Annotated in this window: 15 protein-coding genes; 11 read left to right on the top strand and 4 right to left on the bottom strand. The window is 42.6% G+C overall.

The features are described from left to right. Window positions 1-24: 24 nt before the first annotated feature. The 4 genes from FNZ24_RS02715 to hslR form a co-directional block, all read right to left on the bottom strand. A complete protein-coding gene (locus tag FNZ24_RS02715; protein WP_153912889.1) occupies window positions 25-1,899 on the bottom strand; it encodes a M14 family metallopeptidase in 1,875 nt (624 codons plus the stop codon). Window positions 1,900-2,105: 206 nt separating this feature from the next. Then, window positions 2,106-3,647 carry a phosphoenolpyruvate carboxykinase gene (locus tag FNZ24_RS02710; RefSeq protein WP_153912968.1) on the bottom strand — a complete coding sequence of 514 codons (1,542 nt, stop codon included), beginning with the start codon at window positions 3,645-3,647 and terminating at the stop codon, window positions 2,106-2,108. A gap of 256 nt (window positions 3,648-3,903) precedes the next feature. Beyond that, complete coding sequence (gene hslO, locus FNZ24_RS02705; RefSeq protein ID WP_153912888.1) at window positions 3,904-4,764, bottom strand: Hsp33 family molecular chaperone HslO; 861 nt, start codon at window positions 4,762-4,764, stop codon at window positions 3,904-3,906. 32 nt (window positions 4,765-4,796) lie between these two features. After that, window positions 4,797-5,195 (bottom strand): ribosome-associated heat shock protein Hsp15, encoded by a 399-nt coding sequence (hslR, locus tag FNZ24_RS02700; RefSeq protein ID WP_153912887.1) that lies wholly within the window; start codon window positions 5,193-5,195, stop codon window positions 4,797-4,799. Window positions 5,196-5,442: 247 nt separating this feature from the next. Here hslR and gspC point away from each other — a divergent pair, with 247 nt between their 5' ends. From gspC to FNZ24_RS02645, 11 genes are all read left to right on the top strand, one after another. After that, window positions 5,443-6,363 carry a type II secretion system protein GspC gene (gene gspC, locus FNZ24_RS02695; protein ID WP_153912886.1) on the top strand — a complete coding sequence of 307 codons (921 nt, stop codon included), beginning with the start codon at window positions 5,443-5,445 and terminating at the stop codon, window positions 6,361-6,363. Window positions 6,364-6,388: 25 nt separating this feature from the next. Then, complete coding sequence (gene gspD, locus FNZ24_RS02690; protein ID WP_153912885.1) at window positions 6,389-8,548, top strand: type II secretion system secretin GspD; 2,160 nt, start codon at window positions 6,389-6,391, stop codon at window positions 8,546-8,548. Then, window positions 8,541-10,103, top strand: coding sequence for a type II secretion system ATPase GspE (gene gspE, locus FNZ24_RS02685; RefSeq protein WP_153912884.1), 1,563 nt, complete (start codon window positions 8,541-8,543; stop codon window positions 10,101-10,103). Before gspD ends, gspE begins: the two co-directional genes overlap by 8 nt. A gap of 3 nt (window positions 10,104-10,106) precedes the next feature. Continuing rightward, window positions 10,107-11,330 carry a type II secretion system inner membrane protein GspF gene (gene gspF, locus FNZ24_RS02680; protein WP_153912883.1) on the top strand — a complete coding sequence of 408 codons (1,224 nt, stop codon included), beginning with the start codon at window positions 10,107-10,109 and terminating at the stop codon, window positions 11,328-11,330. 65 nt (window positions 11,331-11,395) lie between these two features. After that, window positions 11,396-11,830, top strand: a complete 435-nt coding sequence (gspG, locus tag FNZ24_RS02675) for a type II secretion system major pseudopilin GspG (RefSeq protein WP_153912882.1) — start codon at window positions 11,396-11,398, stop codon at window positions 11,828-11,830. 25 nt (window positions 11,831-11,855) lie between these two features. After that, window positions 11,856-12,431, top strand: coding sequence for a type II secretion system minor pseudopilin GspH (gene gspH, locus FNZ24_RS02670; protein WP_153912881.1), 576 nt, complete (start codon window positions 11,856-11,858; stop codon window positions 12,429-12,431). Next, entirely contained in the window at window positions 12,418-12,786 is a 369-nt protein-coding gene (gene gspI, locus FNZ24_RS02665; protein WP_153912880.1) for a type II secretion system minor pseudopilin GspI, read from the top strand. Before gspH ends, gspI begins: the two co-directional genes overlap by 14 nt. After that, on the top strand, window positions 12,767-13,519 hold the full coding sequence (gene gspJ / locus FNZ24_RS02660) for a type II secretion system minor pseudopilin GspJ (RefSeq protein ID WP_153912879.1): 753 nt from the start codon (window positions 12,767-12,769) through the stop codon (window positions 13,517-13,519). The genes gspI and gspJ overlap by 20 nt, the downstream gene beginning before the upstream one ends. Next, a complete protein-coding gene (gene gspK / locus FNZ24_RS02655; protein WP_153912967.1) occupies window positions 13,519-14,520 on the top strand; it encodes a type II secretion system minor pseudopilin GspK in 1,002 nt (333 codons plus the stop codon). Before gspJ ends, gspK begins: the two co-directional genes overlap by 1 nt. Before the next feature lie 63 nt (window positions 14,521-14,583). Beyond that, window positions 14,584-15,786, top strand: coding sequence for a type II secretion system protein GspL (gene gspL / locus FNZ24_RS02650; RefSeq protein ID WP_153912878.1), 1,203 nt, complete (start codon window positions 14,584-14,586; stop codon window positions 15,784-15,786). 1 nt (window position 15,787) lies between these two features. Next, the gene (locus FNZ24_RS02645) at window positions 15,788-16,264 is read left to right on the top strand and encodes a type II secretion system protein M (protein WP_153912877.1); all 477 of its coding nucleotides are present in this window, start codon (window positions 15,788-15,790) and stop codon (window positions 16,262-16,264) included. Window positions 16,265-16,274: the final 10 nt, after the last annotated feature.

Genomic DNA, 16,274 nt, shown 5'->3' with positions numbered 1-16,274 from the left:
AACTCGAGATCAATACCTAAGCCACTAACGAGATCGCAATACTGGGTATTTCATATATTGCTCATCAAAGTATGGGCTTCTTTCATAAAACCAACGTAACCTTGCTTTTGGATCATTAGCAAAGGCTTCGTCCTCTAATGCCAGTTTGAACTCTTTAGCTAGTGACTCGTCTTCATTGAGCATTTGGGCTGCCAATGGTTCTACCGCATAATCTTCAATGTATTCAGTACGAGTGAAAATGCTATTAAAAAAGCCCCATTGGAAAAACGAGTCTGCAGACTGAGGCTCGAGTAATAAAATAGCTAAATCACCTAATGGCTGATTCGTGGCAATTTGTATGGTACCAATCGGTAAAGTCGTTTCGATATTTACCTTGTTGCTGGTGGCCTTAACTCGTTGCCTGCCTTCATAGTCCTTAAGATTAAATTGCGGCTCTGAAAATTGATACTGACTGACCTTTACCGTTTTAGGTTCAGTCAGTGGTTTCATTCTAACGCCATGAATCGAAAGGCGGTCAATGACTTGTTGCCACTGAGCAGGCACATAATAAAATTTGGGGCGTTGGGTAATGATATTGGGTTCAGTATTTCCCATCACTGGTAGGTTAGGATATAGCTTAGGTTGACCATTCCAGCGCACCACATCATTGCCACTAATTTCACTGGCCTCAAGGATATAATCAATGCCCTTAAAGTCCCACCCTGCTTGTTCAACTGTATTCCAAGTTAATGGAACTTGCTGCTGACGTTGGTATTTATCTTCATAAATGGCGGCTTTTAATTTGGTGCCGTGTGTTGCTACTGTTTTTAAGGTTTGTTCAAGCATGACGTATGTGCCGAGAACACGCTGCTTAAAAGGTTTTAAACTGTGGTTTTCAATGAGAATGGTCGGCAAATGACGAGCGTCACCATAACCGTTTGAAAATCGAGGGCTTGGATTCCAGTAAGATAACCCCTTTGAAAGGTCGGTATTATCTAAAGCGAATACAAGCGGCCCTGGAACATGTCCATTATCTGTGAGCGCAGATTCAATTTCGGGGCGGTAGTATTTCTCTAGCCAGTCAAAACTTGCAGGGCTATAACCTTGTTTAACGTTGTAGCCAAAGGTGACATCGTATTGGTAATCAATACCGTCAGTGACATGAACATCAATATATAAGTCAGGTTGCCACACATTGATGGCACGGATCATATGCTGTAATTCTAGCGTATCTAGCTTGGCGTAATCACGGTTTAAATTTAAGTTTCTAGCATTAGTGCGCCACCCCATATCCACAGGTCCACGTTGATTTACGCGGTTAAACTCAGTGCTGCGCTCATGGGCATCGACACTTAAAATGGGCACAAATAATAGGTTTACCTTATCGAGTAATGCCTGTTTATCACCTTGGGTAATATCCCTCAGTAACATCATCCCGGCATCTTTACCGTCAATTTCACCAGAATGAATACCAGCTTGAACTAACACCGTTGGCTTGTTGCTTTCAGATAACTCCGTGGGAGTTGTCGCGCCAGATTCAGATGCGATTACCATCCAAATATCACGTCCTTGAGGGCTTTTCCCCAAAGATGTTTGCGCTAATAAGGCACTGTTATCGACTAAGTTTGTTAACCATTGATGAGTGTCATCATAATTAGGGCTTTGGGTTAATGCTTGTTGCTCGAATGGTGTCGCCCATGGGGAGTCAGCAGGTTTTATCAGTGCTTCACTAGCGCCTTGCCAAGTTAGAATTGGCGGGAGAATGTCATCATTAATAAATACAGGTTCGGCATAGACTGATTCAGTATTTCTGGGCTCGGCAATGCTTGAATCTATTGCTTGCGGCTCTTCAGTTGCTGCCACGCTAGCAAACGAAAACATTGAATTAATAATCAAACTTGCGAGAAAAGCGCGCCGCATAGATATCCCTATGATATGAGCAAAAGTGTTGTTTTATCATAAATTAAATCGAGTATGAGACAAGAGGGAAAAGCGAGGTTATTGGGTTTAAAGGAACCTAAAATGTAACAAATAAAAAAGCCTCAATGTCATTTGAGGCTTTGTTTTAAGGCAGCAATATAATTACGCTTGTGCATAAGCGTTAACTTAGGCGCTAACTTAACCAATTAGCTATTAGGTCCTGCTGCTTTAATGGCATCAGACACTTGGTACTTAGCAAAGTTTGCTGTGAACTCTTCTGCTAGTTGCTGGGCATATTTAGCATACTCATTTTTGTCTGCCCAAGTGTTAACTGGGTTTAATAACTGAGTATCTACACCTGATACCGCAACAGGTACCGCTAAATTGAGCTTATCAATATGTTGTGTTTCAACATCTTTAAGCTCGCCACTCACAATCGCATCGACAATTGCACGAGTGGTAGGAATATCAAAACGCTTACCAACGCCATGAGGACCGCCTGTCCAACCGGTATTGACTAGGTAAACTCGGCTTCCAAATGACTCAATGCGTTTCATCAATAGCTCAGCGTAAACACCAGCTGGGCGAGGGAAGAAAGGAGCACCAAAGCAGGTAGAGAATGTAGATTGAATTGCTGAAGTTGACCCCATTTCAGTTGAGCCCACTTTTGCTGTGTAACCTGACAAGAAGTGATAAGCCGCTTGCTCTTTAGTTAACACTGACACTGGTGGTAATACACCTGACACATCGCAAGTTAAAAACACCACAGAGTTTGGTTCTGCACCACGGTTTTCTTCTTTGCGTTGAGCAATATGCTCAAGAGGATAAGCTGCTCGGCTATTTTCTGTGAGTGTCGTATCGCTGTAATCAGGCACACGGTTTTCGTCTAACATGACGTTTTCAAGCACAGTACCAAAACGAATCGCATCCCAGATCACTGGTTCATTTTTCTGACTTAAGTCGATGCATTTTGCATAACAGCCGCCTTCGATGTTAAATACGCCGCCTGGTGCCCAACCGTGTTCATCATCACCAATCAAGAAGCGTTTTGGATCAGCTGATAAGGTTGTTTTACCTGTGCCAGATAAACCGAAGAATAAGGTTGTATCGCCATCATGCCCCACATTTGCAGAGCAATGCATTGGTAATACGCCTTTGGCTGGCAATAGGAAGTTTTGCACCGAGAACATCGATTTTTTCATTTCGCCAGCATATTTCAGTCCAGCGAGTAGGACTTTTTTAGCTTCGAAATTGATCATGACCACAGCATCAGAGTGAGTACCGTCACGGGCAGGATCACAAACGAACTCAGGCGCATTCATGATTTGCCACACGTCTTTATCACCACGGTTAAATTGCTCTGGGGTGATAAATAAGTTGCGGGCAAAAACTTGATGCCAAGCATATTCGGTAGTGACTCGAACAGGAAGATAATGCGCATCGTCAGCACCAACTTCAAGTTCTGATACAAATATGTCTTTCTCAGAAAGATAAGCTTCAACTCGGCCCCACAGTGCATCAAAGGTATCTGCTGCAATACCTTTGTTGACTGATCCCCAATCTATTTCATCTTGAGTATTAATCTCTTGAACAATGAAACGATCATTGGGTGAGCGACCAGTGCGCTCGCCTGTTTTAGCTACTAATGCGCCATTGGCGGTTAACTGCCCTTCATTACGTTGTAAAGCAAGTTCAATTAACTCAGCGCTAGTAAGGTTAAAGTGTACGCTGTTGGTTCCATCTGTCATCGGTGCTTCTCCGTTTAAAATAGGTCGTTTATCGGTCTTTGTTGCCGATTCATATTTTGGATGACTTACGTTCTCGCTTGCTTGTGCTAAAACTAATTTAGCAATGTCATTGTAACGTAATAAATAAGGCAGGTAACTAACAGTTTGGTAACTTTTTTGTAAGTTTGATGGGTTATTTAGTTTTAAGATAGATTTTTTACACAAAAAAAGCGCCAAAGGCGCTTTTTTATGAAAGTTTTAATGTTGCATCGAACAGTTATTGCTGTTGTCCAGCGTCAAGGTTGCCGGCATAGATAGCAGCGATATCGATAGTGTCGAAGGTGTACATTTTAGGGCAGTATTCACATCCCATTTCAATCTTGCCTTCTTCCGCTAGAATTTCTTCAACTTCACTTTGCTCAATTGTTGCCAGTGCTTTAGCGCTGCGCTCTCTTGAGCAAGTGCATTTGAAACTCACCTCAACAGGATCAAAAAGACGAACGTCTTCTTGATGGTAAAGACGATGCAAAATATCTTCAGCCTCTAAAGTAAATAGCTCTTCTTGCTTAATGGTTTCAGTTAGGGCCAATAAGTGATTGAAGTCTTCATTTTCTTCAGTTTGAGTCGGTAATACTTGTAACAGCATTCCTGCAGCCTGTTTACCGTCAGCAAATAATGAAATGCGCGTTGGTAGCTGTTCTGACTGGTTGAAATATTCTTCTAAACATCCAGATAAGTTCTCATGATCTAATGACACAATGCCTTGGTAACGCTCACCTTCATCAGGAGTCAAAGTGATCACCATGACACCTTTGCCGAATAAATCGGTTAGTGATGCATCGTCAGCAAACTCGCCATTCCAGCGCGCTACACCACGCAGTGCTTGTAAGTTTGTACCATTAATCACAGCAACAGAAACAGGTCCGTCACCTTGTAATTGCACACTGATATCACCAGTAAACTTGATGGTTGCAGTTAATAATGAAGTAGCAGCCATAAGCTGACCCATAATCAGTTGCAGCGCTTTTGGGTATTGATGTGCTGAAAGAATTTCTTGATAGCTTTTCTCAAGTTGAACCATTTCACCACGGACATCGGCATTATCAAATAAGTAGCGATGTAATATATCTTTGCTCATGTTTAATCTCGTTTGTTGTGCCGTAAATATCGTTATAGATCTTTAAAGCGAATAAGTTGGCGACGTTGTTTTTTATCCGGCTTATTTTCTGGAGCGGGATTATTTAATATATTCAAACGTCTCGCCTCGGCATTAAACTCTCTCTTGCTAATGCTTTCGGCTGTTTCTTCATATAGTGTTTGCGCTACAGCAGCTCCTTGTCGGTGTTCCGACAACTGAGCAATAATTATTTCCCTGTCATCATGGCCTTGGCGTAAACGAACCTTGGCACCAATCTCTGCTTGTTTGCTAGATTTAGCCCGCTGACCGTTATAGTGCACCTTTCCACCATTGATCATCTCTTTTGCTAATGAGCGTGTTTTGTAAAAACGTGCCGCCCATAACCATTTATCAAGTCGAACTGTCAGTGTTTTAGATGGAGCTTGGTTCATTTAACACCCCCAAAAGTGGTATGACTTCACACCGTTGACATTTTTCATATATAAAATGGTGGAAAGAGCCTAATATCGTGGCGTTTCTCACAGCCTTTTTAGGCGCGCAAATGTAGCATATTCAGTGCAATTTCGCCAATCCATATGCTACGGGCTTGTTGCAATAAGCTGGGTGAGTTAGCATGATGCAGTATTTCCTAAATTAACAGAATTAGAACAGCGACCTGCTAGAGGGTCAAAGCCGAATATGGATGTATTAGATAAAATTATAACTAAGGCCGCGGGAATCCCCCAAAAGCCGTTAAGCACAGCTGTATTCTGGTTAGGATTAGTGATTGTGCTATTACTGACAGCGCAGATTACTTGGAAGTTAATGCCAGTAAATTCCCAGGCAGTTGCATGGCAACCTTCGCCAACTTCGGTAGCAACAGCTAAGCGGGTTGAGCTAAGTAGTGTCCAGAAATTGTCATTATTTGGCGAAAAAGACGCCAACGCTGATGGTCGACCAAATAAACCTGCCCCAGTCGAACAAATTACCGATGCTCCTAAAACCAATCTATCTATATTGCTTACTGGTGTAGTGGCTTCGACTTCAGACACTAATGGTCTTGCTGTCATTGAATCTAAAGGCAATCAAGAAACCTACGGTTTAGGTGACAAAATCAAAGGCACTTCAGCGTCGCTAAAAGAAGTTTATGCCGATCGAATTATTATTACTAATGCTGGGCGTTATGAAACCTTGATGTTGGATGGCTTAAGCTATACCACGCAAAGCCAAGCCAACCAGTCTCTGCAACAAGCGAAGAAAGATCGACAAGTACAACGGGATGATCGTCGACTCAATGCTGAAGTTGCCCAGCAAATCAGTGATTCACGTGATGAGTTATTAGCTGATCCAGGAAAGCTGACTGACTATCTAGCCATTTCTCCAGTCCGCGGCCCCGATGGTGTCAGCGGCTATCGCCTCAACCCAGGTAAAGATAGAACTTTATTTGCGGCTGCAGGATTTAAAGCAAACGATTTAGCCAAATCCATTAACGGATATGATTTAACCGACATGGGACAATCATTAGAAGTTATGGCGCAATTACCAGAATTAACAGAAATCGGCGTCATGGTTGAACGTGATGGACAGTTAGTAGAAATAATTTTTAGTTTGCCAGAATAGTACTGGCAGTAGAGGATTGAAAATAATGAAGAGTTATGGAATTCGACGCAAGTTATTAGCTGGGATGGTTGCAGGTATCGCAATGCTTGCTTCTCAAGCTGCTTGGTCGGAGCAATATGCTGCCAACTTTAAAGGCACCGACATTCAAGAATTCATTAATATTGTAGGTAAAAACCTCAATAAAACGATCATCGTAGATCCGACTGTTCGTGGAAAAATTAACGTACGCAGTTACGATTTATTAGACGATGAACAGTACTACCAATTCTTCCTCAATGTACTGCAAGTATATGGTTATGCCGTTGTTGAAATGGAAAACCGTGTCATTAAAGTGATTAAGGATAAAGATGCGAAAACTGCCGCTATCCGTGTTGCTGATGATAATACCCCTGGTTTAGGCGATGAAATGGTAACGCGTATTGTTGCCCTTTATAACACCGAAGCTAAGCAACTCGCGCCGTTATTACGTCAGCTTAATGATAACGCTGGCGGTGGTAACGTTGTTAACTACGACCCATCAAACGTATTGATGATTTCTGGTCGCGCCGCGGTAGTAAATAAGCTAGTTGAAATTGTTCGTCGTGTAGATAAACAAGGTGATACCGAAGTTCAAGTGGTGTCACTTGAATTTGCCTCAGCAGGCGAAATTGTTCGTATCATCGACACCTTATACCGCTCAACAGCTAACCAAGCACAAATGCCAGGTCAAGCACCTAAAGTCGTTGCTGATGAACGCACCAATGCTGTCGTTGTCAGTGGTGATGAGAAAAGCCGTCAACGTGTTGTTGAATTAGTAAGAAGACTCGACGCTGAACAAGCAACAACAGGTAACACTAAAGTAAGATATTTACGCTACGCAAAAGCAGAAGATTTAGTTGAAGTATTAACAGGTTTTGCTGAGCAATTACAATCAGATCAAGATACTGGTCAAAGTGGCAGCAAACGCCGTAAAGATATTAATATCATGGCGCACGTCGATACTAATGCATTAGTTATCAGCGCTGAGCCTGATCAGATGCGCACGATTGAAAGTGTTGTTAACCAATTAGATATTCGCCGAGCGCAGGTGTTAGTCGAAGCGATTATTGTTGAAGTCTCAGAAGGTGATGATGTTGGTTTCGGTGTTCAATGGGCATCAGCATCGGGTGGTGGTACTCAGTTTAATAACTTAGGTCCAACCATTGGCGAGATTGGCGCAGGTGTCTGGGAAGCTCAAGGTCAAGAAGGGACTACTGTTTGTACTGAGAATGGTACTTGTACAGAAAACCCAGATACTGATGGTGATATTACCTTACTTGCATCAGCGTTAGGTAAAGTTAATGGTATGGCTTGGGGTATTGCTGCTGGTGATTTTGGCGCTTTAGTTCAAGCAGTATCTAGCGATACTAAATCAAACGTACTTGCTACTCCTTCTATTACTACTCTTGATAACCAAGAAGCATCATTTATTGTCGGTGACGAAGTTCCAATTCTAACGGGTAGCCAAAACTCAAGTAACGGTAACTCTAACCCATTCCAAACGGTTGAACGTAAAGAAGTGGGTGTGAAACTGAAAGTTGTTCCTCAAGTGAACGAAGGTAATGCTGTTAAGTTAACCATTGAACAAGAAGTATCAGGTATTAATGGTAAAACCGGCGTCGATGTTACCTTTGCGACTCGTCGTTTAACGACTACCGTAATGGCGGATTCAGGACAAATTGTTGTTTTAGGTGGTTTGATTAACGAAGAAACCCAAGAGTCGGTTCAGAAAGTACCATTCTTAGGTGACTTACCGATTATTGGTCATTTATTTAAGTCTTCTTCAAGTGGTGTGAAGAAGAAAAACTTGATGGTATTTATTAAGCCTACGATTATTCGTGATGGCATTACTATGGAAGGCATCGCTGGTCGTAAATATAACTACTTCCGTGCTCTACAAATTGAACAGCAAGAGCGTGGCGTGAACTTAATGCCAAATTCTGATGTGCCTATTCTTGAAGAGTGGGATCAAGACGCATACTTACCAGATGAAGTGAACGAAGTATTGAATCGCTACAAAGAAGGTAAAAACTTAGAAACTAAGATGCGCGAAACAGATCCTGCACTGAAACACATCAGTGAAAGTAAAGATAAAGACAATCAATTAACTGATGAAGCTGCAGAGGAAGCTGCTGCTGAAGAACAAGAAGATGATGCCAATGAGTGAAGCAGAAATGACTGAGCAATTGGCACAAGTGTCAACCGACTTAGGCTTGGAAGCAGAAGAGCTCAATGATGAGGTTTTTCACTCCACCAGTCGCGAGCGTTTGCCATTTGCTTTTTCTCATCGTTTTAATTTGGCATTAGCGAAAGAAACTGATGCGCTAAAGTTATATTACACCAGTGAAACTCCGTTAGATGCGATGCTAGAAGTGCGTCGCTACGCTGGCGAAGAGTTAGTGCTGTGTAAATTGCCAGTGGAAGAGTTTGAAGCCAAGCTGACACAAACTTTCCAAGCTAACTCTTCAGAGGCTCAACAGCTAATGGAAGATATTGGCAATGAGATGGATTTATTCACTCTCGCCGAAGAACTTCCGCAAACTGAAGATTTGTTAGAAGGCGATGATGACGCGCCAATTATTAAATTAATTAATGCGTTATTGTCAGAGGCGATTAAAGAAGAAGCCTCAGATATCCATATTGAGACCTATGAGAAGCAATTGATCGTTCGCTTCCGTATTGATGGTGTACTAAAAGAAGTACTAAAACCTAATCGTAAGCTGTCTTCATTACTCGTATCTCGTATTAAAGTTATGGCGCGTTTGGACATTGCTGAAAAGCGTGTACCTCAAGATGGTCGTATCTCATTACGTATTGCTGGTCGTGCGGTTGATGTGCGTGTATCTACCATGCCGTCAAGCCATGGCGAACGTGTGGTATTGCGTCTTTTAGATAAGAATACTGGTAATCTTGATTTGAAATTACTCGGGATGACCCTAGACATTCGCGAACAATTTGATGCCATCATTCGTAAACCCCATGGCATTATCTTGGTAACAGGCCCGACAGGTTCAGGTAAAAGTACCACCTTGTATGCTGGCTTAACTGAGATTAATTCAAAAGATACCAACATTTTGACCGTTGAAGATCCTATTGAGTATGAACTTGAAGGTATTGGTCAAACTCAAGTGAACATGAAAGCCGATATGAGCTTTGCTCGTGGCTTACGTGCCATCTTGCGTCAGGATCCAGATGTGGTGATGATTGGTGAAATCCGTGATTTAGAAACCGCGCAAATTGCGGTTCAGGCCTCGTTAACGGGTCACTTAGTGATTTCAACTCTGCATACCAATACTGCATCGGGTGCAATTACCCGTTTGCAAGATATGGGTGTTGAACCTTTCCTTGTTTCTTCAAGTTTATTAGGGGTATTAGCACAGCGCCTTATTCGTACTTTATGTAATGAATGTAAGATCCCCCATGAACCAGATGAACGTGAACGCGAATTACTAGGCGTTACTGCCAACGATACTCGAGTGATTTATCGTGCCAATGGCTGTAAAGAGTGTGGTAATAATGGATATCGTGGTCGTACCGGTATTCATGAGCTACTCGTGGTTGATGATAATGTCCGTGAATTAATTCATGGCGGCCGTGGTGAACTAGCCATTGAAAAATACGTGCGTCAGACTATTCCAAGTATTCGCCATGATGGCATGAGCAAAGTGCTTGCTGGGGTGACAACTTTAGAAGAAGTACTGCGTGTGACTCGCGAGGAATAATCAATGGCAGCGTTTGAATATAAAGCCCTTGATAGCAATGGCAAGCAACAAAAAGGTGTCATCGAAGCTGATACAGCGCGCCACGCTCGTAGTCAGTTACGCGAACAACGCTTAATGCCACTCGAGCTGCAACCCGTTGCAGAAAAGGAAGCAAAAGCCAAAAGTAGCGGTTTAAAATTATTCCAACGCGGCATTTCAGTGGCCGAACTGGCATTGATTACTCGTCAAATTGCAACACTCGTTGCGGCAGGTTTACCGATTGAAGAATCGTTAAAGGCTGTTGGTCAACAATGTGAGAAAGATAGACTTGCAAGTTTAGTTATGGCTGTGCGCTCTCGAGTTGTTGAAGGTTATAGCCTTGCAGATTCTCTTGCTGAATATCCTCACGTCTTTGATGATTTATATCGCGCAATGGTGGCATCAGGTGAAAAATCTGGCCATTTAGAAGTGGTATTGAATCGTCTTGCTGATTACACCGAACGTCGTCAACAACTCAAATCAAAACTGACTCAAGCAATGATTTACCCCATTGTACTGACAGTTGTAGCGATTGGTGTTATTGCAGTGCTGCTTGCTGCGGTAGTACCCAAAGTGGTTGGTCAGTTTGAGCATATGGGCCAAGAGTTACCTGGTACAACTCAGTTTTTGATCCTTGCATCTGACTTTGTTCAATCTTATGGGTTGGTGGTACTTGGGCTGTTATTTGCTGCATTTGTATTGTTTAAACAAATGCTTAAAAAACCTAAATTTAGAATGTTGTTTGATACTTGGCTGCTAAAGGCGCCAGTTATCGGTAAGGTCAGTAAAGGAATTAACACAGCACGATTTGCAAGAACCTTAAGTATTTTATCGGCTAGTTCAGTGCCTTTACTTGAAGGGATGCGCATTGCTAGTGAAGTATTGCTTAATGTGAAGGTCAGAGCAGCTGTTGATGATGCTACTGCACGTGTACGTGAAGGTACGAGTTTAGGCGCGGCGCTGACAAATACTAAACTTTTCCCGCCAATGATGCTCTATATGATTGCATCAGGTGAAAAAAGTGGTCAGTTGGAGCAAATGCTTGAACGTGCTGCAGATAACCAAGATAGCGAATTTGAATCAAACGTGAATATTGCCCTTGGCGTATTTGAACCAATGCTTGTCGTCAGTATGGCGTCAGTAGTGTTGTTCATCGTTATGGCCATTTTACAGCCTATTTTAGAATTGAATAACTTAATCAGCGGCTAAGCGCAGTAAGTTATTAATCTTATTTTTGTCACGCACTATTGGGTGCGTATCGGAGGAAGTCGTCAATGCAAATGAATCGTAAACAACGTGGTTTTACCCTATTAGAAGTCATGGTAGTTATCGTGATTTTAGGTATTTTAGCCTCAATGGTGGTACCAAACTTAATGGGTAACAAAGATAAAGCTGATTTACAAAAAGCGGTATCTGACATCGTTGCATTAGAAAATGCACTTGATATGTACCGTTTAGATAACAGCGTTTACCCAACAACAGATCAAGGTTTAGATGCACTAGTGCAAAAGCCAACGTCTTCTCCTGAGCCACGCAACTATCGTCCAGATGGTTACCTTAAGCGTTTACCTCAGGATCCTTGGCGCAATGATTACTTCTTACTAAGTCCAGGTGAGAATGGTCGTATTGATATTTTCAGTGCAGGACCTGACGGTCAAGTTGGTACTGAAGATGATATCGGTAATTGGAACCTACAGAACTTCCAGTAATGGAAGTTTGATTTGATATTGCATCATGAACTTTAAGCGCCAATCAGGCTTCACACTGCTAGAAGTGTTACTTGTTGCATTGTTGATGGGCTTAGCAGCCGCAGCTGTGACCATGACCACTAGCACTGCGGGACCTGAGCAAGCGTTAACAAAAACGGCAAGAAAGTTTATTGCTACCACTGAACTGGTCATTGAGGAAACCATCCTAAGTGGCCAATTTTTAGGTATTGTCGTTGAAGAAGACGAATATGAATTTGTCTATTACAAAGAAGGTAAGTGGGAACCATTAACCGGTGACCGCCAGCTTGCTCCACAGCAAATGGATGAAGGGGTGGAGTTAAGTTTATTGTTGGATGGCTTACCTTTAGTACAAGATGATGAAGATGATGAGTCTTGGTTCGATGAACCTTTGATTGAAGAATCAAAAGAAGACAAGAAGAAAAATCCCGAACCACAAATCCTGCTATTTCCAAGTGGCGAAATGACGACGTTTGAGCTGAGTTTCTTAACAGATGATCAGAACGGTAAAGAAGTCGAAGTCTTGGTAGTCGGTGATGCTTTAGGGCGTTTAGCTATAGGAAGTTTCGATGAAGATCAGTAAAGGCATGACCTTACTCGAAGTCATTGTTGCTTTAGCGGTATTTTCCATCGCAGCTGTAGCAGTAACAAAGAGTATTGGCGACCAAATGGCGAATTTACCCATTTTGGAAGAACGTACTTTAGCTCAATGGGTCGCGAGCAATCAGATGGTTGAAGCGCGACTCATACAGCAGTTCCCGGAGCTTGGAACTAAAAATGGCCAAGTTGAATTGGCTGGAAAAGATTGGTATTGGCGTCAAGAGGTGGTTAAAACGACTGACGACAATTTTAGAATGATAAGAGTTTTAGTCAGCGACGAAGATAGGTTTAACCGAATCGTTGCCCAAGTGAGTAGTTATGTTCACAACGCAGGCTAGTTCTCGACAATGCAGCCAAGCAGGTTTTACCCTGCTGGAAATGCTTATCTCAATTGCGATTTTTGCCATGATAGGCTTGGCGGCAAATGCCGTGCTATCAACGGTGATGAAAAATGACGAAGCAACTAAAGAATTCTCGGTTCGTCTAAAAGCATTGCAGCAAGGTTTTGGAATAATTGAACGCGACTTAGGTCAGATTGTCGCCAGAACACAACGTGGTTTGGATGGAGAGCGCACTAGCTCGGTATTTCAAACTGGCGACAATATGCTGGATTCTGAAACTGAAGCACTAGTATTTTTTCGCTTAGGCTGGCTTAACCCTGATGGCATGCTGCCCCGTGGTAGCCTGCAGTCTGTTGCTTATATTGTACAAGATGGTCGATTAGAGCGTTGGTATTACCCATACCCTGAACCAGTAGTAGGCGCTGAACCGCTGAAAAGTTTAATCATCGAAGACGTCATTGATATTAAATACTCCTTTTTTGTGGGAGAGAAATGGGAAACTGAAGTCGATGCGTCTACTTTGCCTTTAGCGATTGCCATGGAAGTAGAAATTGAGGGGCTTGGTATTATCGAGCGACGCTTCTTATTGCCAAAAGGCGGTAACAGTAGTGGTTCTGGTGACGACGGCAGTAATGGCAACGGTAATAATAACGGCAACAATAATGGAAATGGTTCCGGCAACAGTGGCTCTGGCAATAATGGCTCTGGTAGCACAGGTAATGGCACATGATGAAGCAGCAATTACCCGGTATTCGTAAGCAGCGAGGCGTCGCTTTGCTAGTTGTGCTGCTGATAGTGGCGTTGGTCGTTATTATTGCAACTAATATCACTAGCAGAAACCAGCTTTCAATGCGCCGAACCTTGAACCTAGCTCAGTATGATCAGGCTTATTGGTATGCGATGTCAGCCGAAGAGCTGGCAAAAAAGACATTAAAGCAAGACATGGAAGACAGTGACGGCACGGTACATCTCCAGCAATACTGGGCACTTGCTGATGTTATTTTTCCCGCTGAATTTGGTGAAATTGGTGGTGAGATGATGGATATGCGTTCCTGTTTCAATCTGAATGCGCTATCGGTGACATCGTCAGACTTAGAAAATGGTCAGCCGAAATTAACTGTCGCAGCAATGCAATATAAAGCCTTATTAGTAGCGTTAGGTATGGATGATTTTGGTGCAGAAAGACTGACCCATACATTAATTGATTACATTGATGATGATACGACATCGATGCCTTATGGCGCGGAAGATGCTGAGTATGAATCTCGCAATGTGCCATATCGTACTGGAAACACTTTATTGAACCATCGCAGTGAGCTCAGATCGGTAATGGGTTACAACCAGCAGGTGTATTTGACATTATTACCTTATATTTGCGCCATTCCAGGAAATAATCAGCAATTACTCAATGTGAACACCATTGAGGTTGAGCAGGCGGCATTACTGGTTGGCATGCTAGATAATAAAATTAGCCAAAGCGATGCTGAAAGCTTAATTAACCAAAGACCTGCCGATGGTTTTGAGACTGCAGCAGAGTTTTGGGAAAATAATACGTTGGCCAGTGTGGCCATAGAAAGCAATATGAAATCGAGTATTGTTGTAGATAGTAATTTCTTTTTACTTAAAGCTGGCGCTAGAGTGGATAACGCAACCTTTAGAATGGATAGCGTATTACAGCGAAGCGGCACCAATTTTGAAGTGCTTTCTCGCCAATATGGCGGTCAGCAATAATGAACAAGCGTAACAACCCGCTGCAATTAGCATTGACGCCATTGCAGCTTGTGGAGAATAACAGTGTCTGAACGGCTTTTTATCCGATTAGGAAAAACATCAGAAAGCCCTTGTTCTTGGCTAGTGTGGTCAGAACAGGAGCAAGAAATCATTGCCTCAGGTGAGTTAAGCGATGCTGCTAGTTTGACTAGCTTAACTGAGCGTGCCGGTAATCGTCCGGTTGATGTTTTAGTGCCTGCATCTAGCATGACATTGACGCAAATTAATTTGCCTGAAAAAAATCAGCGCCAAGCGTTAAAAGCATTGCCTTTTATGCTCGAAGAAACCATTGCATCCGATGTCGAAGACATGCACTTTGTGGTTGGTCCTCGAGATGGCGAGAAACTTAACGTTGTTGCGGTAGCTCATGACCAAATGCAAGATTGGATGTCTTGGTTACTTGAAGCGGGCATTAAAGTAAAACGCATCGTGCCAGATTGTTTAGCATTACCATTAGAGCAATGCCGCTGGGCAGCTCTTGATATGGGCGACGAGTTATTACTTAGAACCGGAGAAGGTAGCGGAGTTAGCTTACCCAAAACCTGGTTAGATTTTGCATTGCCAAAACTGATGCCAGAAAAGCAAGAAGATGAAGCGCCGTTAAATATTGCTGCCTATAGTGAAGATTTAGTCTTTATGGATGCAGAGGTTGAACCAAAACCATTAGATTTGCCTATGATGGTGCTGGCGAAAGGTATATTACAAGCCCCAGTTAATTTATTGAGCGGCGTTTATTTACCTAAGCGTGAATATAGTAAACACCTCATGCTGTGGAAGAACGTTGCGATTATTGCAGCCGTCGCCATAGTACTTTCTCTGGTTAATAAAGGGCTTACAATTCATCAGCTAGAAAGCCAAACAGCTGAAGTGAAGCAAGAGAGTGAAGCCATATTTAAGCGTGTGATCCCCAATGTAAGCCGTATCGTTAATATCCGTAGTCAAATGGACTCGCAATTACGCGGTATGCAGGGTCAAGGCGGTGGAGCTGCATTTTTTGAAATGCTTGATGGTTTACGAGGTTCATTTGAGCAAGTGCCAGATCTGAAACCAAACTCGTTACGCTTTGATGCCAATAGAAATGAACTTCGAATGCAAGTGACTGCTAAGACTTACGATCAGGTTGATAAGTTTAAAGAACTCGTTGAAACGCGTTATGACCTCGATATGGGTGCAATTAACAGTGGTGAAGATGAAGTGAACACAACCCTGACATTGAGAGGCAAATAAGATGGAAAATTTGCAGACCTGGTGGAAAGGCTTAGCCCTTCGTGAGCAGCAACTCGTTGCTTGTTGTGGTGTGTTTGTCATCATTGGTATTTTGTATTGGGGCATTTGGAGTCCGATTTCTCAAGCTGCTGAAAATGCAGAGATGAGGCATCAATCGGAATTACAAACTTTAAACTATGTCAAACAGACCGCAAATAAAATTGCGGGTTTGAAGCAGTCTGGCTCTAGACCAACATCCAGCGGGAGTTTGAGCTCGGTTGTGAATCAGTTGGCTGGACAATACAAACTAGAGATTACTCGTATGCAACCACAAGGGGATAAAATCCAATTGTGGATGGACGATGTACCGTTCGACAGTTTATTAAATTATTTACACGAACTGGTAGAAGAGAAAGGCTTAACACTGGAAAGTGTCGATTTATCAGAGTCTGATATTGCTGGTTTTGTCAAAGTTCGTCGTATTCAGCTGTCTAAGTAAGCAGGTATTG

It is taken from the genome of Shewanella sp. TC10 (assembly GCF_009663145.1).
Lineage (GTDB): Bacteria > Pseudomonadota > Gammaproteobacteria > Enterobacterales > Shewanellaceae > Shewanella.
Note: the sequence above shows the minus strand (reverse complement) of the source record. Positions and strands in the feature narration are given on the sequence as shown.

Bases quoted from the DNA above. Each gene is read 5' to 3' on its own strand.
- gspH (WP_153912881.1), top strand. From the start codon at position 11,856: ATGAACTTTAAGCGCCAATCAGGCTTCACACTGCTAGAAGTGTTACTT.
- hslO (WP_153912888.1), bottom strand. From the start codon at position 4,764: ATGAGCAAAGATATATTACATCGCTACTTATTTGATAATGCCGATGTC.
- FNZ24_RS02715 (WP_153912889.1), bottom strand. From the start codon at position 1,899: ATGCGGCGCGCTTTTCTCGCAAGTTTGATTATTAATTCAATGTTTTCG.
- FNZ24_RS02645 (WP_153912877.1), top strand. From the start codon at position 15,788: ATGGAAAATTTGCAGACCTGGTGGAAAGGCTTAGCCCTTCGTGAGCAG.
- gspE (WP_153912884.1), top strand. From the start codon at position 8,541: ATGAGTGAAGCAGAAATGACTGAGCAATTGGCACAAGTGTCAACCGAC.
- gspG (WP_153912882.1), top strand. From the start codon at position 11,396: ATGCAAATGAATCGTAAACAACGTGGTTTTACCCTATTAGAAGTCATG.
- gspK (WP_153912967.1), top strand. From the start codon at position 13,519: ATGAAGCAGCAATTACCCGGTATTCGTAAGCAGCGAGGCGTCGCTTTG.
- hslR (WP_153912887.1), bottom strand. From the start codon at position 5,195: ATGAACCAAGCTCCATCTAAAACACTGACAGTTCGACTTGATAAATGG.
- gspJ (WP_153912879.1), top strand. From the start codon at position 12,767: ATGTTCACAACGCAGGCTAGTTCTCGACAATGCAGCCAAGCAGGTTTT.
- FNZ24_RS02710 (WP_153912968.1), bottom strand. From the start codon at position 3,647: ATGACAGATGGAACCAACAGCGTACACTTTAACCTTACTAGCGCTGAG.
- gspF (WP_153912883.1), top strand. From the start codon at position 10,107: ATGGCAGCGTTTGAATATAAAGCCCTTGATAGCAATGGCAAGCAACAA.
- gspI (WP_153912880.1), top strand. From the start codon at position 12,418: ATGAAGATCAGTAAAGGCATGACCTTACTCGAAGTCATTGTTGCTTTA.
- gspC (WP_153912886.1), top strand. From the start codon at position 5,443: ATGGATGTATTAGATAAAATTATAACTAAGGCCGCGGGAATCCCCCAA.
- gspD (WP_153912885.1), top strand. From the start codon at position 6,389: ATGAAGAGTTATGGAATTCGACGCAAGTTATTAGCTGGGATGGTTGCA.